A 26,186-nucleotide genomic window follows, 5' to 3' on the forward strand; every position below is an offset into this window, starting at 1 on the left:
GCGATGTCCTACGTCAACCGGTCGGCCGCCGCAGGCCGGCCTGAAGGGCGAGAGTGGGTGCGGTGATGACCGACGCTCGGACGCGTGCCCGGGTGGTGATCGTGACGAACCCACGCTCGGGCGGCGGCAAGACTGCTCGTTACAGCCTGGTGCAGCGGGCCGAGGACATGGGAGCCCAGGTCCGGATGACCAGCGCGGAACGGGACGCGGCGTCGCTCGCCCGGAACGCCGTCGAGGAGGGGGCGCAGGTGTTGGGGGTGGCGGGCGGTGACGGCACCGTATCGGCCGTCGCCGCGGTGGCCGCCGACGAGGGCCTCCCGCTGGTCGTCATCCCGGCGGGCACCCGGAACCACTTCGCCCGGGACCTCGGCCTCGACCTCCGCGATCCGGGGCTGGCGCTGGACGCCCTGGCCGACGGTGAGCCCACACAGGTGGACCTGGGGGTGCTCGGCTCACGGGTCTTCGTCAACAACGTCTCTTTCGGCATGTACGCGGACGCTCTGCTGGAGCCCGGATACCGGGAGGACAAGCCGCGCGCGTTCGCCACGGTGGCCCCCGACTATCTCAAGGGCAAGCAGTGGGTCGAGGCCCGCATGGACACCCCCTTGGGGACCGTCGAGTACCCGCAGGTCGTACTGATCTCCAACAACCCCTACCACCTGGCCACACCGCGTTGGCTGGGACGTCGCTTCTCACTCACCACGGGAGAGCTGGGCGCCATCGTCCTCAAGCACCCGGCACAGGCGCCCCCGGACCTTCTGCGGCACCTGCGCGGCGAACTGCGACAGCACAAGCGCGGTGCCGGCCCGCCGGGCGAAGGAGCTGTCGTCTGGTCGGCTCCCGCCATCACGCTGCACGGCGACGTGCGGCACCTGGACGCGGGCATCGACGGCGAAGCGGTGCGGCTTCCTCTCCCCGTCCGGTGCGGAATCCGGCCGGGCGCCCTGCGCGTGCTGCTGCCGAAGGACCGGCCAGGGCTCCCGCCGGAGCACCCAGTGCGCCACTGAGGGCCCCGTGCCGCGCAACACAACCGGATGGCCTGCTCCGGTCCCCGTCCCGTCCCCCTCATACGAAGCGGGCCGCTTCCGGTGATCATCGGGAGCGGCCCGGCCCACTTGGCGATGCCGTCGGGGCGCTATCCGGTTGCCTTCTCTTCAGCCTCCATGCGGGCCAGCCGGGCATCGAGGACCGTGTACTCGGCCTCTTCGATGGCGGCCAACGCGAATTCGACCGCGGCGACAGCATCCGCCTCCGCCCGGTCCGCCTCGCGCGCCGCACGAGCCGCGTCGTGCTCCTGCTTGCGGGTCTCGATGTCTCTGCTCACCTTGGCCGTGTGGTCGCGCCAGTTCTGCTGCATCTCGGCCCACCACTGCGAAATCTTCGCTTCGGCGCCGCGTGCCGACTCCTGGAGTTTGGCGGCTTGGGCTTGGGCGTCTTCGCGCGCCCTTTCAACCTCGGCCTGCAACTGCTCGCGGCTCTGGGCTGCGGCCTGGGAGACGTGATCTTCGGCGGACTTGGCCCGCTCAGCCAGCGTGGTGAGGGTGTCAGACAGGGCCATTGGCTGTCTCCTTCCTTGGGCAAACCCTCCACTGGAAACGATCCCGCGCGCGTGTCCGACCGGCAACTTCGGTTCAGAGCCGCGCATTCAATCCTGAGGAGCGAGGCAGGGAGTGATCACATTGCAGCGGGACCGCAAAGGATCCGGTGCACTCCGTGCCAACGCCGTTGCGTTAGGGCTTGCAGATCATTAACCCGTAGCTTCCTGCTCAGTGGCTCTCTGATGTGCTACGGGCATTGGGTCGGAGCAACGAGACGTGCTGGCAGCGAAGTTCGGGACGGTCCTGCCGCATCTCGATGAACGTCAGCGTCGTCTGCTGCTCGGAGCGGAGGCGCGATCGATCGGACACGGCGGGATCCGGCTGGTCGCGCAGGCCGCCGGTGTGCGGGAGGCGACCGTCTCGCTGGGGGTGCGCGAGCTGGAGTCCGGTGAGCCGCCGCTGGGACGCATCCGGCGGCCGGGCGGCGGCCGCAAACGGGTCGTGGATCTGGATCCCGGTCTGCGTGATGCGCTCCTGGCGCTGGTGGAGCCGGACGTGCGTGGGGACCCGATGTCGCCGCTGCGCTGGACGACGAAGTCGACGCGGAGCCTGGCGGCGAGCTGACCCGGCAGGGCCATCGGATCTCGGCCGACACGGTCGGGGACCTACTGCGCGCGGAGGGCTTCAGTCTGCAGGGCAACGCCAAGACCATCGAGGGTAGCCGACACCCGGACCGGGACGGGCAGTTCCGCTACATCAACGAGCAGGCCAGGGCCCACATCGATGCCGGAGAGCCGGTGGTCAGCGTGGACACCAAGAAGAAGGAGCTGGTCGGCGCCTACAAGAACGCCGGACAGCAGTGGCTACGGGTGGGGCAGCCGGTGCCGGTCTCGACCCACGACTTCCCCGACGCGGAGCTGGGCAAGGCGATCCCGTACGGCGTCTATGACCTGGCCGCGAACACCGGCTGGGTCAGCGTCGGCACCGACCACGACACCGCCGCGTTCGCTGTCGAGCCCGCGGGGCGCGGAACAGGAATGGTACGAGCTTCACCGGCTTCCTGCCCGCGATCAGCAAGGAGGCCCAGAAGAAGATCAGCACGGAGATCCGCTCCTGGCGGCTCCACCGGCAGATCCACCTCACCTTCTTTGACCTCGCACGACGCATCAACCCGATCGTGCGGGGCTGGATGCAGTACTACGGGGCGTTCTACCGCTCCGAGCTGCATCCCCTCCTCCACCGCATCAACACCTACCTGATGCGGTGGGTCCGCAAGAAGTATCGACGGCTGCGGTCGTTCAAGAAGGCCCACGCGTGCTGGAACCGCGTCACGCGCCAGTACCCGAGGCTCTTCGCCCAGTGGGCATGGACGCCGACGTTTCGGTGATCAGGAGGACAAGAGCCGTGTAACGGGAGACTGTTATGCACGGTTCTGTGGGAGCCCGGGGGTGCGATTCCCCCGGGCGACCCGACCATCATCGTTCGTGCATGTCCTCGTACCACTCAGGCGGTCTCTTCTTGAACTTGCGGTGCAGCGGCGTACCACGCGTCCGCCGGTCTGCGCGCCCATGCCCTGGTATCCGGCGTGAGCGAGGATCTCCACCGCAGGCCCGTCGACCAGCAGCTTGACCAAACCCGGTTGGCGGGCGTGGGTGATGTCCGCGACGCTGGCCGGCTCGGCCGGGCTGCAGAACAGCAGGCGTCCGTCGGTGTCCGTGACGACCATGGCTTCACGGCCTTTTGCTTGTTCTTCCCAGAGACGAACCTCTCCCGGCCCTTGCGTCCTCGGCCGCCGGCCAGCGCACGCGGACCTCATTGCCGTCATGATCCCGGTCTGCCCAGTCGCACCGAGGCGGTCGACGACCTCTGCCAGCGTGCACAGCCGCAGGCCCGGCGCGATGGTGCAGCCGCACTCGGCGAGCGGAGGCCGCACATCGTCGATTGCACGGATGATAGGGGAGCGGTCGACACCGAACCAGCAGGCGAGTACGTCGTTTGTGGCACCGTGCCGCAGATGCACGAGGGCTGACAACAGCCGATCGACGAAGACCAGTCCGCAACGAGTTGAGAGATCACCTCGGGCGCCAGCCCTGTGATCCGCCGGCTTCGAATGATCGCTGCAGGCGCATTGGTCCCCACCACGCCAGCCGTGATCGTTGATCACGGCTGCGATGCGCCACGGCCAACCATGCGCGAGCTCGCTAGGAGATCCCGTGGCTCTTCAAGACACTCCGCACTGTGTTGCGGGAGTGTCCTGAGAGCTCGGCAATGGCCACCTCGGAGAAGCCCCCCTTCTTCGCTTCCAGGATCAGGCGATCCCGTTCCTGGCACATGCGCCGGTATTCCGTGAGCTTCGCACGGATCACCGCTTCGGCCGCGGGTTTCGGCGGCGGTGCGATCCATGCCGGGGACCCCGGCACGCACGTGTGCGACATGTTGCGCCTATCCAGTTCCATGCGCGGCAGCGTAGAACCGTCGGCGGCGAACCGCAGATCAACACGCTGTGCAGAAATGCACAGCGTGCTCAAAATTGCACAGTCGCATTGGTCTGCTCGGGTAAATATCGCGCTCGTGCCAGGGCTGTGAGTTGATAGGCGCAGCCGCTCCCTGGGACACCTTGACTGCTCCGCCGCTGGCGGACCCGCCCAGGGAACTCATCCCGCGGCGCCATCCGAGTAAGCAACGCGCAGTGTTCGATGCCCGCGTCTTCGCCGCTGTAGACATCGGGACCTACGCGATCGGCGGAGGCTGGACCACGGCCTCACCAGACAACGAGTCTCCCGAAACGCGAAAGATTCGCTTCTTCGACAACTGGGAATCGCAGCCGGGCCCCACTGTGAAGAACCTCTCGGCGCTCCTCCTGAATGCCAGCGGCGAGATGATCGCGTGGGGCTACGAAGCCCGGCGCATGTGGCTCACCCAGGGCATGGCCCTGCGCACCGTGGGGGCCAAGTACTACCACGGCTTCAAGATGGACCTCGGTGCTCTGGAGAAGGTCAAAAGCTCGGAGGAGAGCGCAAGCCTGGTCGACGGCACATCCGAACCCGAACGCACCGACAACGCCTGCGGCGTGAGTTCCCGCGACCTTCTGACCGCGAACCTGCTCACGTTGCTGCTGCGTCAGGTCGTGCAGACGATGCTTCAGCAGATCATCGCCAGCGGCTACGACGAAGACGACGTCCGCTGGGTGCTGACGGTGCCCGCCTGCTTCACCGACTACCAGAAGGCCATTTACCGTGATGTGATCAAGAACGCCGGGCTGCCCGGCGAAGACGGCCGGGTCCTTCTCTCTCTGGAACCCGAAGCCGCCGCCCACTACGCCCGCGTATCCGGAGCACGCCAAGGCCCCGCCGGTCCCGTGCTGATGGCCCCAGGCGCTCGCTTCATGGTCGTTGACTGCGGGGGCGGCACGGTCGACATCACCGCCTACCAGAACGACCAGGACGGCAAGATGATCGAGATCGGGCGGTCCCTGGGCGACCGCCTCGGCTCCGACTTCCTAAACCGCCGAGTCGAGAACGAATACCTCCTCGACGCCTTCGGCAAGGACGTCATGGAAGACATCCGCGAGGCGTGCCCCGATGCCCTGCTGCACATGATCGACCAGTGGGAACGCGCCAAGGTCGCGGTGCGGCTCGACCAAGAGGAGAACGTCAACCTCCTCATCCCCACCGGGATCGACCGGAGGATGGGGGCGGCGGGCCGACGCCGGCTGGCCCGCCGCCAGAACAAGGTCGACGACGCCATCGTCCTCGTCCCTGCCCAGCTGCATGCGCTCTTCGACACCGTCGTGCCGGGAACTCTCGACCTCGTCGAGGCGCAGCTGAACGAGATGGAATCCGCTCAGAGCGACCCCGACGTCCCCAACGTCATCGTCCTTGCTGGCGGCTTCAGCAACTCGCCGTACCTCCAGCAGGCCAACAGGGAACGCTTCGCGACTCGGGCCACCATCGTTGTGCCGCCGAACCCCGACATCGCCGTCCTGGCCGGTGCCGTCCACTTCTGCTACGACCCTCAGACCCGCGCCCGCCGCAGCCGGTTCACCTACGGTATCGACACCTCGATGCGCTTTGAAGAGGGCATCGACCCTGAATCGTCCCGGTTGAGCACACCGGACGGGGACAGGTGCGTGGACCGGTTCAACGTCTTCACCGCAGCCGGACAGTCAGTGCCGACGGACGCCGAGGTCTGCCACGTGATCTTCCCTTTGTTCAACGAACAGAAGAGGATCACGTTCGGCGTCTTCGCCACCCGGGACACCGAGCCCCGATACGTCACCGACGACGGCTGCGACGAGTTGGCAGAGGTCACCATCGACCTTGGCCCGGTCATGCGCTTCGAACGGAAAGAGCGCGGAGTACGCACCTTCATGAAGTTCGGCGAGACCGAGATCAAGGTCCGCTCCGAACTAGTGCAAGGAGGCGGCGAAGCCGCTACACAGGTCCGCTTCCACTCCAACTACTGATCCGAGACCCGTGATCTTCCTTGAGCCCGGGCAATCCCCGCGGCAGAGTGCCAGCTGGCCGACAGAGGCCGACAGGGATATGTGCATCCCCCCGGCCCCTGTACCACGCACCGAAGAAGCCCTGGAGACCGCCCTTCAGCGGATCGACGCGCTGGAGTTCGAGGTGCGACGCGGGGCCACCGAGCATCAACGCATGTGGGCGCACATCAGCCGCCTCGAACGGCAACTCGGCACCCTCCTTGCCGCCCAACTCGATCGCCGCGACGATCTCGCGGGAACACAGCACTGCGAGCACCAGGAGCTCTCTCGCCAGACCCGGACACTGATTGAGCAGCAGTTCCAGAACTTCGCCCGCCGGTACAGCGACAGAACCGAGCTCGACACGGACCGATCCCGCCGGGAACGTACCGCGCACCTCATGTCCATGCTCATCCGACAGCTCCTGGACAAAAGGCCAGCATCCAGCTGGTCCATCCAGCAGTCCCTTCGTCTAGCGGAAGACGCCGACACCGAGGCCGCGATCAACCGGCTGCGGACCGACTGCGTCACCCTGACGGAGCGCATCGCCAAGGTCGGGCTCGCACATGAATGGAGCTACACCCACACCGTGGGAGTGCCCTTGGACCCTGGCAGACAGGAAGCCTGGGCATCGTGCGACCCTGATGCGCCGATCTCCTTCCTCGTGGCACCGGCGTACCTCGTCAACGGGCGCATTTACGGCCGCCAGCTCGTCTATACCGTCTGACGGATAGGGGCCCCACGGTCGTGCCGCCCCGACCCGTCCTGTCCTCGGCGGCGGGCGACCACGCCGACGACCGCCAGGCCCACACCCGTCATTACCCCTGCTCACCTCTACTGTGCTGAGATCGGGCTGGGACGCGTACTCGATGCTGTTGCGGAGGTGGCCCGGCGTTCGTGTTCATCACCCTGGCCTTGATGAACGAGTCGACATGCAACTGCGCGTCCTCTCTGCCGTGACGCTCATTTGACGCTCGGCGCGCCTCGTGTCCCCAGATGGAGTCCCGAAGAGGAGTCTGACCTGCGCTTTCTCCAGCCTCGATCTGGACCACATGTTCCCGATGACGCATCATGTGGAGTGCGTGGCGATCCTTGAACCCGTCGAGAAGGGTGCCTGACCTGCGGTTTTGACGGTGCGCGTTATGTGCGGTGTGGGCGTTACGGGCGATATCTTGACGCCGAAATGACGCTCGTGACGCTCATTTGACGCTCGTTCTGAGAGGATGTCAGGTCTGTGCGCCTCAACGGACGGGCCACAGCTAGTGCTCTGACCGCGTAGGTTCGCCGGGTTGTTCAGGCTGCGGTGGCGAGGGGGCGTCCGCCCCAGCGGATGTCTTTCTCGCTGCGGATGCGGGCGCGTTCCTTGCGTTCGGCGGCCAGGACGTCGCGGTGGCGGGCGTTGGCGTTGCGCCAGCGCAGGTAGGAGTGCAGGGCCCGGGTCTGCACGGTGTGGTTGGGGTGGTTGGAGTTGGCGACGGTGAACTGCCTCAGCGGTCCGAAGTGCGCCTCGATCGGGTTCGCCCAGGAGGCGTAGGTCGGGGTGAAGCACAGCTCGACCTTGTGCTTCTTCGCCCAGCGGCGGATGTCTGCGCCCTTGTGGGCGGACAGGTTGTCCAGGATCACGTAGATCGGGGCGCCGTCGGGCCGGGCGGCGCGGATCGATTTGAGCGCGGCCAGCGTGTTGGCGCCGCCCTTTCTGCGGCGGTTGACGCCCCACAGTCGGTCGTCGCCGACCGAGTAGCAGCCGTGGAAGTACCGCACCCCGTGCGTGCGGTGGTAAGTGGCGGGCAACCGGTCGGGGTGTTTCCGTGCAGCCCAGCCCGACCCCGCGGTGGGCCTGATTCCGAGCGGTCGGAACTCGTCGAAGGCGAACACCCGGTCGGGGAAGCGGTGAAGGACTTCCTCGATCCGGTCCAGCTTCGCCTCGCGGTCCGGGTCGGGGGATTCCTTCCAGGTCTTGGTGCGCTGGAAGGTCACGCCGCGGCGGGCGAGCAGGCCGCGTAACGCCTCACGGCCGATGCGGATCACCCGGCCGTGGACTTTGCGCAGGTAGGCGACGAGCTTGCGCAGTGACCAGCGGGTGAACGGCTGGCCGAGCTTGGCGGGGCGGGTGGTGGCCGTCCGGACGACGAAGTCCTCGTCGTCACGACTGAGCAGGCGGGGACGGCCTCCCGCCCATCGAGGGTCCAGGCAGGCCAGGCCGATCTTGTTGAACCGGTGGATCACCGTCCCGGACGGTGTCCTCGTCGGCCTGCACCAGCTGGGCGATCACCGGAACACGGTTCCCGCCTGCCGAGGCCAGCAGCATCATCGCCCGCCGGTAGCGCACCGAGCTGGTGCTGCCCCGGCGCACGATCTGCTGCAGCTTCTGCCCCTCCTGATCGGTCAGTCTGCGCACACGGACAGGCTCGGCCACCGCACCTCCAGCGGTCGGATCGGACGTCACCGCACATCCAACCGCCACGACCACCAACCCGGCGAACCTATGCGGTCAGAGCACTAGCAGCGTATGGGTCCGCCCGACGCTGTCGCCCCTCGAGAAGCAACTGCGGGAAAAGCTCCCCCAGCAGTATCCCGGCTGGGTAAACCGATGGTCCGACTACGTCGAGGCGGACGGTGTGCCGATCCGCCCGTGGGTCGGCGGGCAATACCAAGACCTCAGCCGCCGGGCGGTCGGAGTCGAGTTCCGCGAGGTGACGACGCCGGCCCGCCACGCATGCCCGTGCGAGATGCGCCTGCAAGTCACTGACTCGGTGGGGAACCTTCCTCTCCGGAGGACTCGTCGGAGTCGCCGTCGTGTGGCAGGACGTATTGTGCGGTCTTTGCCGCCATGTGGAGCGGGAGTGGAAGCCCTAGGGTCACGTTGTAGTCAGGCGCGCGGCGCAACTGGTGGGTGATAGCGGCCCAAGGTCCCGGCACGCTGGATTTCTCTGGCACGGCGACAATCGCGATCTCCAGTGCGGCCGGGTTCCATGCGTTGGTGCCCGTGTCGATGACGGGCTCCGGCTCATTGTCCTCTGCATCCTCCGAGCGCTTCTTCTTCAGCGGGATCCGGGTGGCAATCTTCGAGGCGGTCTTCACCGCGTGCTTGGCTGTGTGGGGCTTTTCGCCGGTGCTGTAGTACACGCGGTGGTCGTCGTCGGCGCCCGGGTGGGCCCACAGGCCGCTCGCGAAGCCGTGATCGGTGGTGTCGTCGTCCGGGGCGAACCACTGGGGGGTTTCGTCGGATGCGTGGTCGCGTACCCGCACATGGCACAGATTCTCGCCGTACAGGGTGATGTGCTGGGCCGGGTTGGGGCCGAACTGGAGGGCGTCGGGGCGCAGTCGGCCGTTGGTCAGCCATGGCCAGTGCAGACGGGAGTTCTGCGCGTGCGAGAGCAGCAGGACGTGGTGGTCGCGCAGGCTGTAGAGCATCGCCCGGATGAACTGGGCCGTCTCGGCCCGTTGATCGTCCAGATCGGGAACCCAGGTCGTGGTGCGTTGCGTCTCCCCATCCTCGGCTTCCGGCCTCGGCGCGTCCTCCTCCCCGGTCGCTCCTGTGACTTCGCCGTCCTCGCAGTCTTGGTCTTCCTCGTCGAACTCCTCATACTCGCCCGGGATCTCGGCGTGGCGGGCGAGAGAGAGCAGGAGTTCCGGGTACGGAATCCAGTCCCCACGGTCGGGGTCCCACCCCGTGACCGAGCTGTCGGCTGCGCTCATTTTGACGGCGACAGGGGCGGTGCGGCGTTTGCGGGTGGGTCCGTCGGCGCGGCGCTTGACCATCCACAGTGCGACGTACTCCAGATCCTTGGGCAGTTCGTCCACACTGTGTTCCGGTGCCGTGCAGACGCCCAGTTGCCGAAGGACGTCGTTCCACGCCTGCAGGGCTCGGTGGGCGATGCTCTTCTTGGTGGCGGTGTTCCAGCGCGAGCTCGGCAAGGTGATGAACTTTGTCAACCGTCCGGCATCGGCATACCCGAGGCGTACGGCGAACTTTGGGTCCACGATGTCGGGCCGGAAGGACTTCGGGTGGCCGATCTCGACCACGACGGCCTGGACGTCGGGTCGTTCGTCGCGCTCGCACAGTTCGGCGATCTCTCGCCGGCGGGCACTGATCGCTGTGGTGAGGGTCTTCCGTTTCGGCTGGCCGTCGGGGAAATCGAGTCGGGCGGCGACGACACCGGCGTCTTCCAGGTGCAGGCGTACCGTCAGCTCTGGTGTCGTCCAGGTACGTACGGCCTTGCCCGTTCCGCCCGGGCCGTCCAGGCCCAACAAGACTGCCAGTTGCTCGATCAGGGCGTCACGGGTGTGGTCGTTCTGCCAGCGAGCTTCGACGAGGAGGGGCCGACCGTCGAGTACTCGTGCCAGGGCGGCGCGTCGTTCGTTGCGGCCTTCCCGCTCCAACTCGGCCTTCTGGAGGGCGCGTTCCTCCTTCGTCTTGGCTGTCGGAGTCTTGGGCAGATTGCGTGGGAGGACTGGATATCGGCTGCGGGTGAAGTCGCCGAGCTGGGTGAGGTGAGGCAGCAACGCCCCGGCTGCCCAGTCGGTAAGGGGGGAACGGTCGCGCGGCATGAGACCGGTGCCGACGCCATGGCCGCCCATCGACGTGGCATGCACGACGCCGATCTGGATGCCGTCCTTCCCGGGGATCCAGGCGTCGGGGTTCTCCTGCACTGCCGCCGCGTTCGGGAGTTCGCGAGAGAACCGGAGGCTGCTGAGCATGCCTTGGGAGCCTCCGCGCGTCCACCGGGGCAGGGACGTGTTGCGGTCGATGTCCAGTCGGCTCACCGAGAGCCGTCCGGTTCCTGTCGTCTGCCCTAGCCAGGGCGTTTGCGCGAGCAGGTACGCCGACACGGCCCGCCGATAGGGCACGGGCACGGGCCCACCGGTGCGCCAGCGGCGAACTCCCGTGCGGACATGGAGACGGAAGTCGCCGGCGAAGGGCACCGTCTGCACGGTGAGCGTGATGACGAACGAGAACTTCCACCACATTCCATCGTCGTCCTGGTGGTCACGCGGCGGCCAGGAGACGAGCTCGGCGCCGCGTTCGGCGGCGGCGATTTTGAACGTCATCTCGACGCCCTCGAAGCGGTAGGGATCCAGTTTCGCGATGCTCTGTGCGAGGGCGTCGGGCAGGAGCTGGTGGATCAGCGGGTCCGGCTCGAAGGTGCCGCCGGGCGATGTTGTGCCCGCGAAGAGGTCGACGGTGTGTGGCTGCCAGGTCAGCCCGGCCACGTCCAGTGAGGCGCTGAGCTTGGTGGCCCGCTCGGTGATGTCCGGGTACTTCTTACGGGTGCGCGGGGAGTGCAGGTCACGGATCCAGGCGTGGATGAGCTGCCGCATGACAGGGAGCGGAAGCGGCGTTTCTGCGTATAGCCATGGGGTGTTGTCGTCGAGTGTGGCGCCGCGCGCGACACACAGCAGGTCGGGTGCCACGGCACGGATGACCTCGTTGAGCCTGCGGATAGGTACCTGGTTGATCCTTTTCGGTTCGCGTTTGCCGATCCGGTAGAAGTCCAGTACCTCGGCCCGCCACGAGGCGGGGAAGGCGAGTCCGTGGGTCTGGCGGATGAAGTCCGTGCCGCGGGCGGGCTCGAACGCGGTGAATCTGACGGTGGGGTAGGAGGGCACGTGTGGAGGTCCCTTCGTGTATAGGGGTAAGGGAATGGCCGTGCGGTTCAGTCGGTCGGGTCCGGGGCGGAAGGGACGATGCCGGCGAGCGCGGTGTGTAGGGGTTCGTACAGGGCTTTGACGAGGGCCCGGTCCAGAGCAGTGATCGGTTCAGCGCCGGGGGTCGTCTCGTCGGCCGGGGGCGGAGCGAGGTAAGGGTCCAGGACGTGCCGCATGGCGAGCAGGAGACTCGTCCGCCAGGTATCTGGCACCGTCTTGCCTGCGGCGGCCCGGGTGGCGAATGGAGCGTCGACGAAGACGACGCGGGCGGGGACGCCGCCGCGCACGAGACGGCCGATGACCTGCCAGATGACGACCAACTGGTCCCAGGTGAAGGAGACCTTCTCGTCCTCGTTCAGCCGGCTCCAGGCCAGAGGATGGTTGAGCAGGTGTCGCCACCGTGCGCGGGCAAGGGTGCGGAACTGGGCGCCGGCCTTGTCCAGGCTCGGTTGTGCGCGGACGAACTCATCGAAAGTGCCGTCGCGTTGCAGGCGTGCCGCCCAGTCGTTGACGGCCTGCACGGCGAGGCCGATGTCGTCGGGGCGGGGGTGGGGGCGGGCCAGGAAGAACACCGAGCCGATCGCGGCGACTCCTCGGTCGAGGATGTTGTGGCCGCGTTCGACGGCGAGCAGGGGAGCCACCAGAATCTCCATGCCGGTTGAGGCGAAATTGGCCACGTCGCCGCGGCGCAGGGCTACGACCGTGCCGCCGTCGGGGCCCATGGCCGGGCTGGAATAGAACGCGGGCTCCTCGTCCGCGTCGTCGGCGACCAGGCGGCACACCTTTCCGGCCCACCGGGGGATGCGGTTGAGGATGTCCGCCGCGCGACGTGCCTCGTCGTAGGAGCCCGTCAGTACGAGGAGCCGTTCGCGCCGTTCGTTGTTCACGGCGGCGAGTTCCTGTTCGAACACGCTGGGTTTGCCGTCGGTGCCGCGACGGGCCAGCCGGTCCAGCATGTGTTCGAGGACGAGGGGGCGCAGGTGGGGTTTGGTGCCGGACAGCTTGAGGGGGCGGCCGTCTGGACCGGTCAGGAAGCGGGTGGTGAATACGGTCTCGTTGATGGCGGCGCGCTCCGCCGGCGGGGGCTTGAGGAGGGCTCCTACCTCGGTGAGCACGTGGTAGCGGGTGGAGCGGCCGGCCCAGCTGGTGCCCGACATGAGCAGCACGTTCGGTCCGGGAAGACCGTCCGCGATGGTCAACTCCGGCAGTTGGAGGAGGAGTTCGCGACCATTTCCGGCGCAGCGAAAGAAGCGCAGTTCGCCGCTGCGCAGCTGTCCCAGGCTTGCGTCCTCGGACAGGAACTGGAAGCCGAGGATGTTGCCCATGGGTGATTCGGGGACCAACGGCCGGTAGTCCTCGGGCGGGCGGCGGGACAGCACGTTGCTCGATGCCCCGAAGTTCAAGGCGGCCTCGACCCCCGGCCATAGCTCCGTCAGCAGGTCGAGCCGGGTGTGCAGGGCGGACAGCAGGAGGGTGAATTCGAAGCGCAGCACCTGCTCTTTCACGCTGTCGGGGCTTTCCAGCACGGCGTCCCCTGCAAGCGAGAGCAGTTCTCGCTCGACCAGGCGGCGGGCGTTGCGGGGGCGGATGGCGTGCAGAAGCTGACGGGTAAGTCGCACAAGCGAGTCGACCTGAGGGTCGCGTGGTTCGCGGTCGCCGAGCGGGTCGTCGCGGAACGCGTCAAGGACCGCCACGACGGCGTCGCGTCGCGCGTCGCCTGAGGAGTCTGGTGTGACCGGCTGACGGGTTTCGGGAGGTTGCGTCTCCTCGTCTCCGTCGGCGGCCTGCCCGATGTCCTCGTCCCATTCGGGGGCGGGCTGGTCGGGGGTGTCGGCCGGATCGGTGTCGGCGTCGGAGGGCTTGCCGAACCAGTCCGAGATGAGTTTGAACTGGAGGGTCCACGAGCTGAAGTAGTCGGCCTCGACCCAGTCGCGCAAGCTCCGGTGGCCCAGCAGCATGTGGTAAATGCGGTCAGCGGCGACCGTGACGGTGTGCAGGGCCGCCGTCCACTCCATGACGGTGGAGTTGGACAGTTGGATGCGTCCGCCGCGCGCCAGTTCGTCGATCTTGTGCTGGTGGATCTCGTCGAGCCAGGAGTTGGGCGTGCGCCCAGTGAGCACGGCGGCGGGGGCGAACATGGTGTCCAGCTGCATCTGCACGCGGTCGGCCTCGTCGATGACGACCAAGTCGCTGCGCCGGCAGGCGAGTTCGAGGAAGCGAATGCGCTCCTCGTTTTGGTGGGCGGGTACGGCGCTGTGGACCAGGGCAGCGGGGGTGGCGACCCAGATGTCCGCGGCGACGAGCTCGCGGGCACCGTGATGACGCGGGCATCGGTGCCATAGAGGGCAGCCGTGGCGTTTGCGCAGGTTCGGGGCTGGCATGTCCTGCGATCCGTCAGTGGCCAGAGCGGTGAGCGGGCGTTGAGCTGGCCGCCGTTTGGGCGGGAAGAGCTGCGTGCAGGGAGCGGCCCGGTAGGCGAGTGGCTCCGCTGCCTCGACTCCGCGCAGGGCATCGAGCGGGCAGGCCGTGCTGAGGTAGTCGAGGCTCAGCGCGTCGTGGGTGAGCAGGGAGGTGCCGCCGTCCTGTGCGGCGAGGCGGCGGTGGGTGCGCTGCAGATGCTGCTCGCGTGTGGTCACCCCCAGGACGGGAGCCGCCTTGAGGCCGAGCGCGGTGAACAGGGACACGAGGTGCAGGGCCTCGGCGACATCGCCCACCACCAAGGTGACGCGTTTGTCGTGGGTGGCTGCCCAGACTGCGAGGATGTCCCGCAGGGTGCTCTTTCCGGCACCGACCATGCCGAGCAGATGCAGCATCCGGTCGATCCGCAGCACCTCGTGCTCCGGCGTGAAGTCGCCCGACTCGGGCTTGCGGACGCACAGTTCGACCCGTTCCAGTCTGTGCCGCCAGTCGCCGCCGTCGGGGTCGTCGGGGCCGCGCAGCTGGTCCTCCATCCACGTGGCGGTTGCGAGGAGTTCCTCCCAGGGGGCTTCCAGTGGCTTGCCGTCCGGGGCGGCCGATGATCCGAGAGCGTGGGGCGTCGTTTCCTCGGCGGGCAGTTCTTTGGGCAGCTCCACCGAGGTCCAGGTGCGGCTTTCCAGAAAGCGCCATGCGCCGGGCTCGGCCAGTGGCAGCGACCGGGTCTGGTAGGGCGGGGCCGCGGCGAGGGCCTGGGCGTAGATGGCCCACCGGTGGTGGGCGATGGACACGCTCCGCCGCCGGGGGGCGTCGTCCTTGCTGGCGAGATGGAAGCCGGGCAGCTCGGGCGGGAGCGTCAGATAGGTGTCGAGGGACTGGGTCCACATGCGGCGTCGGCGCAGCGGCCACAGCAGGTGGCGGCCGATGCGCAGCATGCGCTGCTGTGCGGGCGTTTGGGCGTGTCCGAGTGCGGCGGCGAAGGGGTATCCGCCGAAAAGGGTCCAGCCGGCCTGTGCGGGATGCCCGGGCAGCAGCTGTTCCACCAGGCAGAGCCCGAGCTCGACTTCGCACAACCGGGCTGCCGCGAGTTCCGGCTGGGGATCGTCGGCGAAGTACGGAAGAAGGCTCGCGATGAGATCGTCGCGCCACTGCTTTTGGTCACGCATCGGCGTCCTCCGCCTGGTCGTCGGCGAACGGCCCGCCGGGGCCGTTGGTCAGGGTGGTTCGGATCCGTGCCATGAACTGCCGGTGGCTGAGCACGGTCGTCGACTTGCGTACCTCGGTCCTCAGGTACCTGCGGACCACGGACACGTAGTTGCGGCGCAAGGCGATCCGGTGGTCGGGGACGACGAGAAACGCCTCGTCGTAGGGCGGATCTTTGGGCAGCGGCTTGGCATTGCGGCCGAGCAACGCGGGGTTGGCCCAGTCCTTGACATCGACGGCCCATACCCGCCCGTCCGGCAGCGGGATCCGCAGGTCGTATGCGTCGTAGTTCGGCCACAGCTCAGGGGTGAGGCGAAGACGCAACAAGGCCCGCTCCAGGCGCAGTTCGGCGACGCCGGGGGAGGTGACGAACAGGCGCAAAGGCCGGGTCAGCAGCAGCACGCCGCCGCCCTCGAGCTCATCGTACGCGGGGCCGACGGGGGCGTCCCCCTGGTGCCGGCAGCGCGCGTTCTCGCACCACCAGCCGCCCTCCCGCATGGGGGCGAGCAGGGTGTGGCAGCGCCGGCACGACGTGAACCGGCCCCCGCGGGCCCAGCCGATGGGGGCCTGCAGGTAGATCTGCTGGAGCAGTCCGTCGAGTGGGGTGAAGGCTGGCTCCAGCGCGATCTCGGCGGCCTTGTCCCGGGTGAGCACGGGATGTTCGATGAGCAGGCGCCGGAAGGCCACATAGCTGGCCGGTGCGTTGGCGCTGCGGCAGCGGTCCATCGCCAGGCCGATCAGGGCCCGGTCGATCTGCTCGGTCGCCGAGTCGGGCCGGTCGACGGCCCACTCGTAGCACAGGTCCGTGGGCACGCAGGCGCCCTCGTCGATGAGGCGGTCCTCCGGGCTCGCCAGACCGTCGGGGAGGTCCAGCGGCCACTCGGTCACCGGCCGCTGGCGACACCACACGAGCAGGTCGCTGACGCTCAGGGGCGGGTCGGCGCCGCGCAGCAGGCAGGCCAGCACGGTGCGGTCCAGGGCGCGTTGCGCCTCGGCCGGGTAGGGGAGGGCGAAGGTACCGAGGTCGGACAGGGCATCCAGATCGAGGACGGCGGAGGCCACGGTGCGCAGCAGAGTCAGACCCTGGTACGGGACAAGCGCGGAGTTATCGGGGGGCACGGTGGTCCGTTTCACTGGAGGGACGACGAAACAGAGGAGGAGGGCGCGGCGGGGCACCAACGGGACACCTCGCAGCGGGCGCACTGGGTTCCCGGGTTCGGGGCGGATGTGCGGTCCGCATGCCACGGGGCGGCGAGGTCATGGAGCACCTGCCGGGCTGTGGCAACACGGTCGGCCTGACGGGGGGAGACAAGTTCCAGGTCCGGTCCGGTGGGCCGCAGGATCTCCACCTCGACGCGGGAGCGGCGCACGTCACCGCCGAGCGCACCGTCGGCCAGCAACACCACGGCCAGGGCCGCCTGGGGATACAGCTCCAGGATGTCCTTGTCCCCACGCGGGGTGCGGTACTTGGTGCTCTTGACCTCACGCCACACCATCGAACCGCCACTGCGGTACAGGAGGTCCGGCTTGGCCACGAGCACGACATCGGCCTGCGCGTCGTGGAAGGTGAGGAGCCTTTCCGCGACCAGCGCGGCATCCGGATCGGCGTGGCGCAGCGGGCACACGGCGGCATGACGGGCGATCAGGCGGGCACCGAGTTCGGCATCGTCCCCCGTCAGGTGCCAGTCGTCGACCGCCCAGTCGGACCGGTCGGCGGGGGCGTCGTCCGGCGTGCAGGGGCGTTGTGGGGTTCGCGCGTGCAGATGCTGCAGCCAGGCGTGCACCGCGTGCCCGCGCACCACGTGATGGTCGTGCTCGACGTCCTTGTCGTAGGGCAGATGGATGCGCCGCAGATGTTCCTGCGCGGGGCAGTTCGCATGGCGGCGCAGATCGGTCACGGACAGGGTGCGGCGAGGCCGTGCCCCGTCCGCGATCTGCAAGATGCCCGGCGTGCGCGCCAGGTCAGGGCAGGAAGCGGCGAGCTTGCAGGTCGCGCATCCGGGGCCCGGGCGCCTGTCCACGGCATCGACCGTGGCGCGCAGGCGGGGCGCGGCGAGCTGGTGATAGGCGGCTTCGGCTTCCTGGGGTGTCCCGTCGAACAGCGGCGGACGGACCGAGCCGTCCAGGCAGCCGATCTCCACGACCCGTACCCGCTGCGGGGTGACGGCGCTGTGCACGTCGTGCGCGTCACCCCATCGGGCGGGTTCCGGTGCACGGCCGCCGTGAGCAGCGACGTATGCCGCCATCGCGACCTCCGCCGGATCCCGCTCAGCGGGCCCGCGTCGCCCGGGCTGCACCGATCCGAACCGGAGCAGGCGCAGCTCGCACACCGCACGGTCACGGCTGGCGTAGCAGCGCCCCCAGACCCTCAACTCGTACACGGTGGGAGTGCCTTGACCCCTGGCTGCAGTCTTCGACTGCTTGACCCAGTACTGCGGATCGGGCAGCAACTCCCCTCTTGGATCGAGGGATTTGACCGCGTCCAGGTACTGAGCTGCGGCATGCTCGGCATAGCGCTCGAGCCCGGGGTGCGAGGGGCGCACTCGGGCCGGATCGTCCCGGGGGCGGCCGAACTCTACGGTGTCGAGCCGGCGCATTACTGCGGCGAGGGCGAACGGTTCGTAGTCCGCCGGCTTGTAGGGGGTGCGGTGCGTGGGGCGAAGGCGTGGCCGGGCCTTGACGGCCCGCAGCGTGGGGCAGTCCTCGTCCCCCTCCTTCGCGCCTCCGGTGAACACTCTGATCAGGCCCGGGTCACCCGTGGTTCCTGCGGGCAGCGGCCACTCAGTCACGCGCACTCCTCACACCCGTGTCTGTGAACAACATTCACCGGAGGTTACATGCTGCTACGGTTCACGCACGGATGATTCGTCAAATTCATTGCAGAGAACGGACCTCAGGTGGGTTCACAGAACGAAATCATCGCCAGGCGGTACCGCCTCGTGCGCCGGCTTGGTGGCGGCGCGATGGGCGAGGTGAGCCTGGCGTACGACCTGAGCCTTGATCGGCAGGTCGCCGTCAAGCAGCTCCACGCGCACAACGTCGAACGAGAAGAGGGGCGTTACGCGGATCGCCTGGAGCGTGAGGCCAAGGCGACCACCGGGCTTAGCCGCTGTCGGCACTTCCCCCAGGTGTACGACTTCGGATACCACGCCGACGAGCCCTATCTCGTCATGGAGTACATCGAGGGGCCCACCCTGGCGGAACTGGCGGCCAATCATCACCCCTTGTCCTTCTCCACGATCACGGCGATCCTGGCTCAACTCGCCACCGCACTGGCCTGTTTGCACGACGCCGAATTCGTCCACCGCGACCTCAAGCCAACCAACGTCATGATCGCGTCAGGCGGCGTCATCAAGGTGGTGGACCTCGGCATCGTCGCCGTCTCCGACCCCCACGCGACGCGACTGACGGCCACCGGCCAGGTGCCGGGCACCGCGGCGTACATGGCCCCCGAGCAGGCCGCCGACGGTCTCGCCGAGCCCCGCAGTGACCTCTACTCCACGGGCTGCCTCGTATTCGAACTCGTCACGGGAGAACTCCTCTTCAACGCACCGACCGCTCACGCGATGGCGCGCGCCCACATTGATCAGGCGCCCCGCAAGACCCGGGACGTGCGCCCCGAAACCCCACCATGGCTGGCCCACATCATCGATCGACTGCTGCACAAGAACCCGGAACTGCGCTTCCCCGACGCGCGAGCCCTGTACGGGGCTTGCCACCCGCATCTGGACGACCTCAGGGGAACGGGTGGCCCCCGGCTCGGCCGCTTCGATCCGGCCCTGCTCTGGCGTGCCCCGTGCTCACCACCGCCCCCGCCGCAACCGTCAACGCCGCCTCCGCGGCGCTCTCCCGGTACCCGGATGGATGCCTTGGCCCGCAGCCGGACGCGGCGAACCGACCTGAGACGGGACGACCTGGCCCAGGTTCGCGCCGACGCTGCCGCACAGGCGGCCAATGGTGATCTGCGAGGCGCCGTCCAGCGCATCGAGGAGTGCCTGGCATCGGCCGTCGGCCACTTCGGTCGCATCGAGAAGGGTGTGGTCCGCTTGGGCATCGACCACGCCGGCCTGCTGTGTGAACAGGGGTTGTCGAAGCAGGCGCACGCCGCTTACGTCGACGTGCGCCCCGACGCCGTCCTCGCATTCGGAGAGGAGAGTCCAGAAGTGCGCGAGATCGACGAAGGCATTGAGGGATGCGTGGAGGACGGAACGTGGAACTGATCCGTGCCTCGATGCACTGCACGCGGTTCCAAGCGCGGTGCTGCCTCGACGCGTGAAGAACATACACGCACGGTAGAACGAAGGTACGCTTCACGCTCTGTCTGCAGAAACAGGGTAGGACGCAGGGAGCATGGCGTGACAGAAGAACCGACCACCGTGACGGCCACGGGCATCGCCAGGATCGCAGGTGTCGGCCGGGCCGCAGTGAGTAACTGGCGCCGACGCCACCAGGATTTCCCTCGGCCGATCGCCGGCACAGCCGCGAGCCCCGCCTTCGACCTGGACGAGGTTGAGCTATGGCTCGACCAGCAGGGCAAGCTCCGCACTGTCGGCCCGCTCGACCGACTCCAGCAGCGTCTGGAAGCGCTCGGGACGGCCGGGCAGTCCGCAGAGGCCCTCGTCCTGGTCGGCCTGACACTCCTGACGGCGCCTGCCGAAGTGCCCACCCCTCGCCAACTTGCCGACGCCGTGCGTCTGCTGACTTCACCCCGTCACGCCGACGTGCTCTTGACGGACCTCCCGGTCGCATGGTCACCAACGCACCGAGAGATCCTCGAGGTCTCGTGCTCGTTGAGCGACCAAGAGGACCGTGTTGGAATTCTGGAGCACCTTCACGCGCAATACGTGACAGCCCGAGGCGCGGCTGGCCTCACCTATACGCCCGTGCCTGTCGTCAGCCTGATGCTGGATCTCGTCGGCCCCGCCGCCTCCGTCCTCGACGTCGCCTGCGGCACCGGCACATTCTTGCGCGCCGCCTTCGACAGGGTGAACGCGGCAGGCGGCACGCCACAGCTTCTGGGGCTGGACGCCCGCCCCGAACACGTGCGTATCGCGCTGCTGCGCCTGCTGGTCTTGCGGCAGCAGGCCAGGGCCGCTTCGGGCACCGGCGACGAACTGTGCCTGCGCGTCGGCGATCCGCTCCTTGAGGGCGCCTTCCCCGTCGACCACGTAGATGCCGTCGTCGGCAGTCCTCCCCACAGTCCCCGCGACTGGGGCCACGACCGCCTCGCCTTCGATCCCCGGTGGGCCTATGGAGGTCTGCCCCCGCGAACCGAACCCGAACTTGCTTGGGTACAACACGTGTTGGCTCAGCTGAAGCCCGGTGGGAGGGCCGCCTTGCTACTGTCGCCCGCAGTGGCTGCGCGTCCCGCGGGACGCCGCATCCGCAGCGAATTGGTCCGGCGCGGCGCCCTGCAGGCCGTCGTCGGGCTCCCCCCGACGGCGACCGTCGGCAGCGGCAACGGCGTGCATGTATGGCTTCTCCGACGTCCCGACGAGGACAGCCCCCCACCTACAGGTGTGCTGTTCGTCAACGGCGACGACGTGCCCCTGGATGCGAACGTGCGCCCGAAGGACCGTCTCGAGGCGCTGCGCCGCCACATCGCTCCGTTGTGGGACCGCTACCGTAAGGGACACGGACCCTTGCCCACGGATGCAGACCTCGCCAGGGATGTGCCGCTGGCCGAACTGCTCGACGAGGACGTTGACTTCACCCCCCGGCATCGCGTACCGAACCCGGACTCCATTCCGTGCCCGCCCGACGACCTGCTCAAGATGCAAGCGGTCGTGAAGGCTCAACTCAATTCCCTCCGGGATACGTTGCCAGAATTTGCCCCCGCCCAGGCGCCTACGGCGTCTGGCCTTCCCACTGCGACGCTGGGCGAACTCTCCCGGACCGGGGCGCTGAGCCTGCACCGCCATGCGGCCCGCGCCGCACACCGCGATGCCCCCGACCCTGATCGGCACGAACCAGCGCTGACGAGCCAGGACGTCATCGCCGGCCGACGCGCCAGCGGTTCAGTTCCCGTCAGCCCCGACGACGACCCGGCGGCCCGGGTACGGGCCCATGACATCCTCATCCCAGCAATCGCCCAAACCTTGGTCGCCCGGGTCGCGACGGATGAGCAGATCGGAGCCCGGCTCGGGCCGGGCGTGCACGCCGTGCGCGTGGATCTGGACTACCTCGACCCGTGGTTCGCGGCCGGCGCCCTCACGCGCTCCGAGAACGCCACGAAGGCAGCCCGAACGTCCACCGGAACAAGCGGAGCCCTCCGCATCGATGTGAAACGGCTGCGTCTGCCCGTGCTGGCAATCGAGGAACAACGACGCCGGAGCGAAACCCTGCGTCGTCTTACCGAGTGGGATGCGGCGCTGTCCCGGCTTGCCGAGGCAGGACATGAAGCCGTTCGGGCCCTGACCAGCGCCCTGGTTGACGGAGCGCTCGACCCGTTGGACAAATGAATCGGACGCAGTAGCCGTGCAGAACGGATCCGGGAAGCCGTTCCTCGCCTCACCGGACAACTCACGCAGAGTCCGCGCGTCGGGACATTGGCCAGTCCGTATGCGCAGCGGCGAGTCGAAGCCGTAAAGGAACCGCAGCTTGAACTGGTACGGACACTCGAACAGGTACTTCAGCTCGCTGAAGCTGAAGACGATGTCGGGCGTGTCGGCGAGGGGGGAGGGCAGCCGGTTCAGCGTGGACTCGTCGGGCCTGGCGGCCTCCCGGGTCAGGACGTAGATGTTACGGGTCGCCTCGGCGAAGAACTGGGACTCGCGCTGGTAGAGCTTGCCCGGCCCGGGGGAGAAGGAGAGGGCGAGGTACTTCTGGGCGCGGGTCGCGGCCACGTAGAAGAGCCGGCGCTCGTCGTCCTCGCTGCCGCGGTAGCGGTCGGCGTCGTTGACGGCGGCCTCGGGGACAATATGGAAGACACCAAGTCCGCCCTGCCGTTTGCTGGGGAAGCGGTTGCGACGCATACAGGGTACGAACGCCGCTGGCCACTGCATGCCTTTGGCCTGGTGGACGGTGGCGATCGTGACGGCATCGGGCCGGGCGTATCCGGCGTCGGCGTCACTCTCCTCGTAGCAGTCGCCGGCCTGGTACTCCAGCCACTAGGCGAAGGTGGCGAACCGGTCGGGCGGGCTGCTGAGGAAGTGGATGCGCTCGTAGTCGCCGATGGCGGTGCTGAACCGTCCCAGGTTGTAGAAGGCGGGCTCGCTGCGCTCGCGGCCGACCTGGGCCGTTAGGTCTTCCTCGCGGACGCCGATCTCGCCCAGGAAACGTTGGTAGGTGCCCTGGATCGTGTAGGTGTCCCAGGACATGCCCTCCGCCCAGCCTCGGGCCTCGTCGAGGATCTTCACCCCGCGCTTGAGGACCTCCTCGCGGAGCCCGAGCCGGGCGTCCGTCCAGGCCGTGACACGGCGTCACCGTCGACGGTTTCGGCGATGTAGTCAAAGCAGGTCTTGGCGGCCTGGACCTCGGGCGTCTGGACTAGGTCCTGTCTGGAGTCCGGATCACGAGTTCGGTAGATCGCCTGCGTCATGGGGTCCCTCCTTGATAGGCCATCGGCCATGGCGCGAGGCGATCTCACCGACGAGCAGTGGGCCCTGATCGAGCCCCACCTTCCGATCGCCGCAGTCGGGCCCATCCCCGACCTGCGGAAACACTTCAACGCGGTGATGTGGCGGTTCCGCACGGGCAGTCCCTGGCGCGACCTGCCCAGCGAGTTCGGGCCCTGGCAGAGCGCGTACGACCGCTTCCGGATCTGGGCGACGCAGGGCGTCTTCCAGCACCTGATGGAGGCGGTGATCGCCGAGGCCGCTGACCGGGGTCAGGCGGACCTGGGCCTGGTCAGCGTGGACTCGGCGACAGCACGGGCGCACCACCACGCCGCCGGGATGGCACTGGAACCCGAGCAGTTGGCGGCCCTGGAAGCGGCCGCCGAGTCCGAAAAGGGGGCGCCGTGGAGGGACAACAGCCGCAGGACGGACAGTGCGAGGACGACGCGGGCGCTGAGCGGCGACGGGCCCGCCGACGGCACCGGGCCCGTCTGAAGGCCGCACAACTGGGGCGTTCCCGGGGAGGGCTGACCAGCAAGATTCACCTGGCGGCCGACCGGCGCTGCCGTCCGCTGGCGTTTGTGCTCACCCCCGGACAGGCCGGCGACAGCCCGCAGTTCGTCCCGGTCCTGGAGCGGGTGAAGGTGCGCGGGCCGGTCGGGCGTCCCCGGACCCGACCGGACGCAGTGGCCGCGGACAAGGCTTACTCCAGCCGCCGTAACCGCCGCTACCTGCGGCGTCGTGGAATCCGGGCGGTGATCCCGGAGAAGGTGGACCAGGCCGCCAACCGGAAGAAGCGCGGTTCGAAGGGCGGTCGCCCGGTCAGCCACGACGCGGCCTTGTACACCGAGCGCAACACCGTGGAGCGGTGCATCAACCGGCTGCGGAACTGGCGAGGCATCGCGTTCCGCTTCGACAAGACCCCGGAGAGCTACGAGGCCGGACTGCATCTGTGCGGTGCGATGCTCTGGCTCCGCAGCATCGCACCGCAGTCGTGATCCGAACTCCAGACAGGACCTAGGGCCTTTCTGACGGCTCTTGAAGCCGCCCGACGGCTGTCACTGGTGTGCCCGGCGGGAAAGTGGGTCTTCGAACTTGAGCGGTGCGCTGTCCCGAGTGGACTGACTGGCTGTCACGTTGCGTGAGGATCACGGGTGGTGGAAGTTGCCCCTACAGCAGGATGCCCGTGGCCATGAGTGATCATTTCTGTTCTCGACGCAGAACGATCACTCAGAAACCACGGGCTTGGACAACGATACGACGTTGCTGCTCGACCTGGACGGCCTGGCCGTCGCGCGGGTGGAGCGGTTGGAGAACGGCACCCGCCGGGTGCACCTGGTCACCGCCGATGAGCAGGCACGGGCCTGCCCCGAGTGCGGGGTGTTCGCCACCCGGGTGAAGGGCTCCGCGACGACCCGGCCCCGCGATCTGCCGTACGGCGAGAGCGGGCTGGAGTTCCACTGGCACAAACGCCGCTGGTGGTGCCGCGAGCCCGGCTGCCAGCGCCGGTCCTTCACCGAGCAGATTCCGCAGCTGCCGGCCGGCGCGCGGATCACCATGCGGCTGCGGGATGCTGCCGGGCGGCGGATACGCGACGCCGCCTCCACCGTCATCCAGGCCGCCCGTGACCTGCACCTGTCCTGGCCCACCGTGATGGACGCCTTCCGCACCGCGGCACACGAGGTCACCCAGAAGCCGCTGCCCAAGGTGAAGGTGCTGGGCATCGACGAGACCCGGCGCGGACGGCCGCGCTGGGAACAGGACCCCACGGGCAAGTGGAGGCTGACGCGCGATCGGTGGCACACGGGGTTCGCCGACGCGCTCAGCATCGGCGGCCTGCTCGGCCAGGTCGAGGGCCGCACCGTCGCCGATGTGCTCGTCTGGCTCGCCGCCACCCCACTGGCCTGGAGAAAGCGCATCGAGTACGTGGCCATCGACATGTCGGCCACTTACCGTGCCGCCGTCCGCACCGCTCTCCCGCAGGCCACCGTCGTGGTCGATCACTTCCACGTCGTCCAGCTCGCCAACAAGATGCTGTCCATGGTCCGGCGCCGCACCACCGCCGAGATGCGCGGCCGGCGCGGACGCGCCAGTGACCCGGAGTGGAAGGCCAGGAGGCGCCTGCTGCGGAATCGAGAGGACCTCACCGAAGAGCAGTTCGCCACGATGTGGAACGCACTGCTGGGTGAGGGAAGGATCGGCCAGACCCTGCTGACCGCATGGATCGCCAAGGAGAACCTCCGCAACCTCCTCGCCCTGGCCCGCACCGGGGCCGACCGCCACCAAGCCGGCCACGCTCGCTGGAAGTTCCTCACCTGGTGCGCGGACTCCGACACCCCCGAGGTCAGGCAGCTCGCCGTCACCATCGACCGCTGGTGGCCAGAGATCGAAGCGTTCATCGACACCGGGTACAGCAACGCCAAGAGCGAAGGCATCAACCGCGTGATCAAGCTCGTCGCCCGCAACGCGTTCGGCTTCCGCAATGCAGACAACCAACGACTACGGACACACTGCGTCACCACACGCCGAGGCCGCGGACACCTCCGCACTGCTCAACTTTGAGGATCCGGTTTTCACCGGTGGCAGGACATATCCTCAGGATCCAGTGGCTACGTAGTGTGTCCAGGATCAAAGGTCAAGGCCCGCCTTCATGATCACCCTCCTTTGCTTCTCGAAGGGTCATCACGGCGACGGTAGGGGATGAGGGAGGGCGGTGTGGGTGCCTTGTAAGGCTCGGCAGCAGATTGGGCCCGCGTGATCAGCACACTCGCCACCGCCAACTCTGGATGGCGCAGCGCAGGAGCATCCGGGCCCGACAGCGAATACACGTCATCACCACTGGTAGTCACGTAATACAAGCCGAACCCAGGTGATGAGTGATCATCTAGCGGGCCGCCAGAAATGTCAGGATCGTTCGGCGAAATCTTGATCCTGGTCCCGGCGGTTTCAATGAGCTTCCGTAGGATAGCCAGTTCAACTGGATCCAGGGCTGACTTCACATCTTCACTCAGGTCGTACGGACCTCGGCCGTTGCGATTGATGTAGTACAGGCCATGTGGCACTCGCAGTGGGTTTGCCACTTCCCCTCCAGACTCACATCCACGTACTCACCACCAACGATCGGTTCGCGCCGCTCGGCTGCCAGCATCGCCCACACGGCGTTGGATGTCACCACCGTCGCTGGCCAACGGCGTCACCGCTCTCTCTAGAGATCACGGACACACTGCGTCACCACCTGCCGAGGCCGCGAACACCTCCGCACCGCTCAACTTTGAAGACCCGGGAAAGTCAGCGCCTCACGCGGCGACTCGCGTGGCCCCGACGGTCAGCCCTGTGGCCGAC

The 26,186-nt window shown here is 68.0% G+C and carries 17 protein-coding genes and 4 pseudogenes; 10 read left to right on the plus strand and 11 right to left on the minus strand.

The window, feature by feature from the left end; translation table 11 throughout:
- Positions 1-101: 101 nt before the first annotated feature.
- Positions 102-1,007 (plus strand): diacylglycerol/lipid kinase family protein, encoded by a 906-nt coding sequence (locus ACSYGN_RS35610; RefSeq protein WP_460403080.1) that lies wholly within the window; start codon positions 102-104, stop codon positions 1,005-1,007.
- A gap of 128 nt (positions 1,008-1,135) precedes the next feature.
- Here ACSYGN_RS35610 and ACSYGN_RS35615 read toward each other — a convergent pair whose 3' ends face one another.
- Positions 1,136-1,558 (minus strand): hypothetical protein, encoded by a 423-nt coding sequence (locus tag ACSYGN_RS35615; protein WP_460403082.1) that lies wholly within the window; start codon positions 1,556-1,558, stop codon positions 1,136-1,138.
- A 256-nt stretch (positions 1,559-1,814) separates the two neighbouring features.
- Between ACSYGN_RS35615 and ACSYGN_RS35620 the strand changes: the two are divergent.
- Together ACSYGN_RS35620 and ACSYGN_RS35625 are read left to right on the plus strand one after the other, a co-directional pair.
- A pseudogene (locus ACSYGN_RS35620) lies at positions 1,815-2,554 on the plus strand (ISAzo13 family transposase); the annotation flags it as partial.
- A gap of 116 nt (positions 2,555-2,670) precedes the next feature.
- On the plus strand, positions 2,671-2,925 hold the full coding sequence (locus ACSYGN_RS35625) for a group II intron maturase-specific domain-containing protein (RefSeq protein ID WP_460403943.1): 255 nt from the start codon (positions 2,671-2,673) through the stop codon (positions 2,923-2,925).
- Between the two features lie 33 nt (positions 2,926-2,958).
- Here ACSYGN_RS35625 and ACSYGN_RS35630 read toward each other — a convergent pair whose 3' ends face one another.
- Together ACSYGN_RS35630 and ACSYGN_RS35635 are read right to left on the minus strand one after the other, a co-directional pair.
- A complete protein-coding gene (locus ACSYGN_RS35630; RefSeq protein ID WP_460403084.1) occupies positions 2,959-3,702 on the minus strand; it encodes a helix-turn-helix domain-containing protein in 744 nt (247 codons plus the stop codon).
- 37 nt (positions 3,703-3,739) lie between these two features.
- Positions 3,740-4,066, minus strand: a complete 327-nt coding sequence (locus ACSYGN_RS35635; protein WP_460403086.1) for a hypothetical protein — start codon at positions 4,064-4,066, stop codon at positions 3,740-3,742.
- A 161-nt stretch (positions 4,067-4,227) separates the two neighbouring features.
- Here ACSYGN_RS35635 and ACSYGN_RS35640 point away from each other — a divergent pair, with 161 nt between their 5' ends.
- Positions 4,228-6,003, plus strand: a complete 1,776-nt coding sequence (locus ACSYGN_RS35640; RefSeq protein ID WP_460403088.1) for an Hsp70 family protein — start codon at positions 4,228-4,230, stop codon at positions 6,001-6,003.
- 10 nt (positions 6,004-6,013) lie between these two features.
- On the plus strand, positions 6,014-6,748 hold the full coding sequence (locus ACSYGN_RS35645) for a hypothetical protein (RefSeq protein WP_460403090.1): 735 nt from the start codon (positions 6,014-6,016) through the stop codon (positions 6,746-6,748).
- A gap of 566 nt (positions 6,749-7,314) precedes the next feature.
- On the opposite strand, the pseudogene ACSYGN_RS35650 reads toward ACSYGN_RS35645, so the two are convergent.
- The 5 genes and pseudogenes from ACSYGN_RS35650 to ACSYGN_RS35670 all read right to left on the minus strand — a co-directional run bounded on the left by ACSYGN_RS35650 (position 7,315) and on the right by ACSYGN_RS35670 (position 18,077).
- Positions 7,315-8,437 (minus strand): annotated as a pseudogene (locus ACSYGN_RS35650) (IS630 family transposase).
- Positions 8,438-8,763: 326 nt separating this feature from the next.
- Positions 8,764-11,631, minus strand: a complete 2,868-nt coding sequence (locus ACSYGN_RS35655) for a pPIWI_RE module domain-containing protein (protein ID WP_460403092.1) — start codon at positions 11,629-11,631, stop codon at positions 8,764-8,766.
- Positions 11,632-11,678: 47 nt separating this feature from the next.
- A complete protein-coding gene (locus ACSYGN_RS35660; RefSeq protein ID WP_460403094.1) occupies positions 11,679-15,251 on the minus strand; it encodes a pPIWI_RE_Z domain-containing protein in 3,573 nt (1,190 codons plus the stop codon).
- Complete coding sequence (locus ACSYGN_RS35665) at positions 15,244-16,407, minus strand: pPIWI_RE_Y domain-containing protein (protein WP_460403096.1); 1,164 nt, start codon at positions 16,405-16,407, stop codon at positions 15,244-15,246. The genes ACSYGN_RS35660 and ACSYGN_RS35665 overlap by 8 nt, the downstream gene beginning before the upstream one ends.
- An 11-nt stretch (positions 16,408-16,418) precedes the next feature.
- A complete protein-coding gene (locus ACSYGN_RS35670; RefSeq protein WP_460403098.1) occupies positions 16,419-18,077 on the minus strand; it encodes a PD-(D/E)XK nuclease family protein in 1,659 nt (552 codons plus the stop codon).
- Between the two features lie 108 nt (positions 18,078-18,185).
- Here ACSYGN_RS35670 and ACSYGN_RS35675 point away from each other — a divergent pair, with 108 nt between their 5' ends.
- The 3 genes from ACSYGN_RS35675 (at position 18,186) to ACSYGN_RS35685 (ending at position 22,026) form a co-directional block, all read left to right on the plus strand.
- On the plus strand, positions 18,186-19,508 hold the full coding sequence (locus ACSYGN_RS35675) for a serine/threonine-protein kinase (protein ID WP_460403100.1): 1,323 nt from the start codon (positions 18,186-18,188) through the stop codon (positions 19,506-19,508).
- A gap of 135 nt (positions 19,509-19,643) precedes the next feature.
- Positions 19,644-21,749 carry an N-6 DNA methylase gene (locus ACSYGN_RS35680; RefSeq protein ID WP_460403101.1) on the plus strand — a complete coding sequence of 702 codons (2,106 nt, stop codon included), beginning with the start codon at positions 19,644-19,646 and terminating at the stop codon, positions 21,747-21,749.
- Between the two features lie 139 nt (positions 21,750-21,888).
- Positions 21,889-22,026, plus strand: a complete 138-nt coding sequence (locus ACSYGN_RS35685; protein WP_460403103.1) for a hypothetical protein — start codon at positions 21,889-21,891, stop codon at positions 22,024-22,026.
- A gap of 74 nt (positions 22,027-22,100) precedes the next feature.
- Here ACSYGN_RS35685 and ACSYGN_RS35690 read toward each other — a convergent pair.
- Together ACSYGN_RS35690 and ACSYGN_RS35695 are read right to left on the minus strand one after the other, a co-directional pair.
- Positions 22,101-22,394 (minus strand): annotated as a pseudogene (locus tag ACSYGN_RS35690) (3'-5' exonuclease); the annotation flags it as partial.
- Between the two features lie 3 nt (positions 22,395-22,397).
- Positions 22,398-22,646: a hypothetical protein gene (locus tag ACSYGN_RS35695; protein ID WP_460403105.1), complete on the minus strand. Its 249-nt coding sequence runs from the start codon at positions 22,644-22,646 to the stop codon at positions 22,398-22,400.
- 210 nt (positions 22,647-22,856) lie between these two features.
- Here ACSYGN_RS35695 and ACSYGN_RS35700 point away from each other — a divergent pair.
- Positions 22,857-23,842: pseudogene (locus ACSYGN_RS35700) on the plus strand (IS5 family transposase).
- Positions 23,843-24,089: 247 nt separating this feature from the next.
- Entirely contained in the window at positions 24,090-25,406 is a 1,317-nt protein-coding gene (locus ACSYGN_RS35705) for an ISL3 family transposase (RefSeq protein ID WP_460403107.1), read from the plus strand.
- 92 nt (positions 25,407-25,498) lie between these two features.
- Here ACSYGN_RS35705 and ACSYGN_RS35710 read toward each other — a convergent pair whose 3' ends face one another.
- Positions 25,499-25,924, minus strand: a complete 426-nt coding sequence (locus ACSYGN_RS35710; protein ID WP_460403109.1) for a hypothetical protein — start codon at positions 25,922-25,924, stop codon at positions 25,499-25,501.
- Positions 25,925-26,186 lie beyond the last annotated feature (262 nt).

It is taken from the genome of Streptomyces sp. YIM S03343 (assembly GCF_054729195.1).

Excerpts from the sequence above, each read along its gene's own strand:
- ACSYGN_RS35660 (WP_460403094.1), bottom strand. The coding sequence starts at position 15,251 with ATGCGTGACCAAAAGCAGTGGCGCGACGATCTCATCGCGAGCCTTCTT.
- ACSYGN_RS35615 (WP_460403082.1), bottom strand. The coding sequence starts at position 1,558 with ATGGCCCTGTCTGACACCCTCACCACGCTGGCTGAGCGGGCCAAGTCC.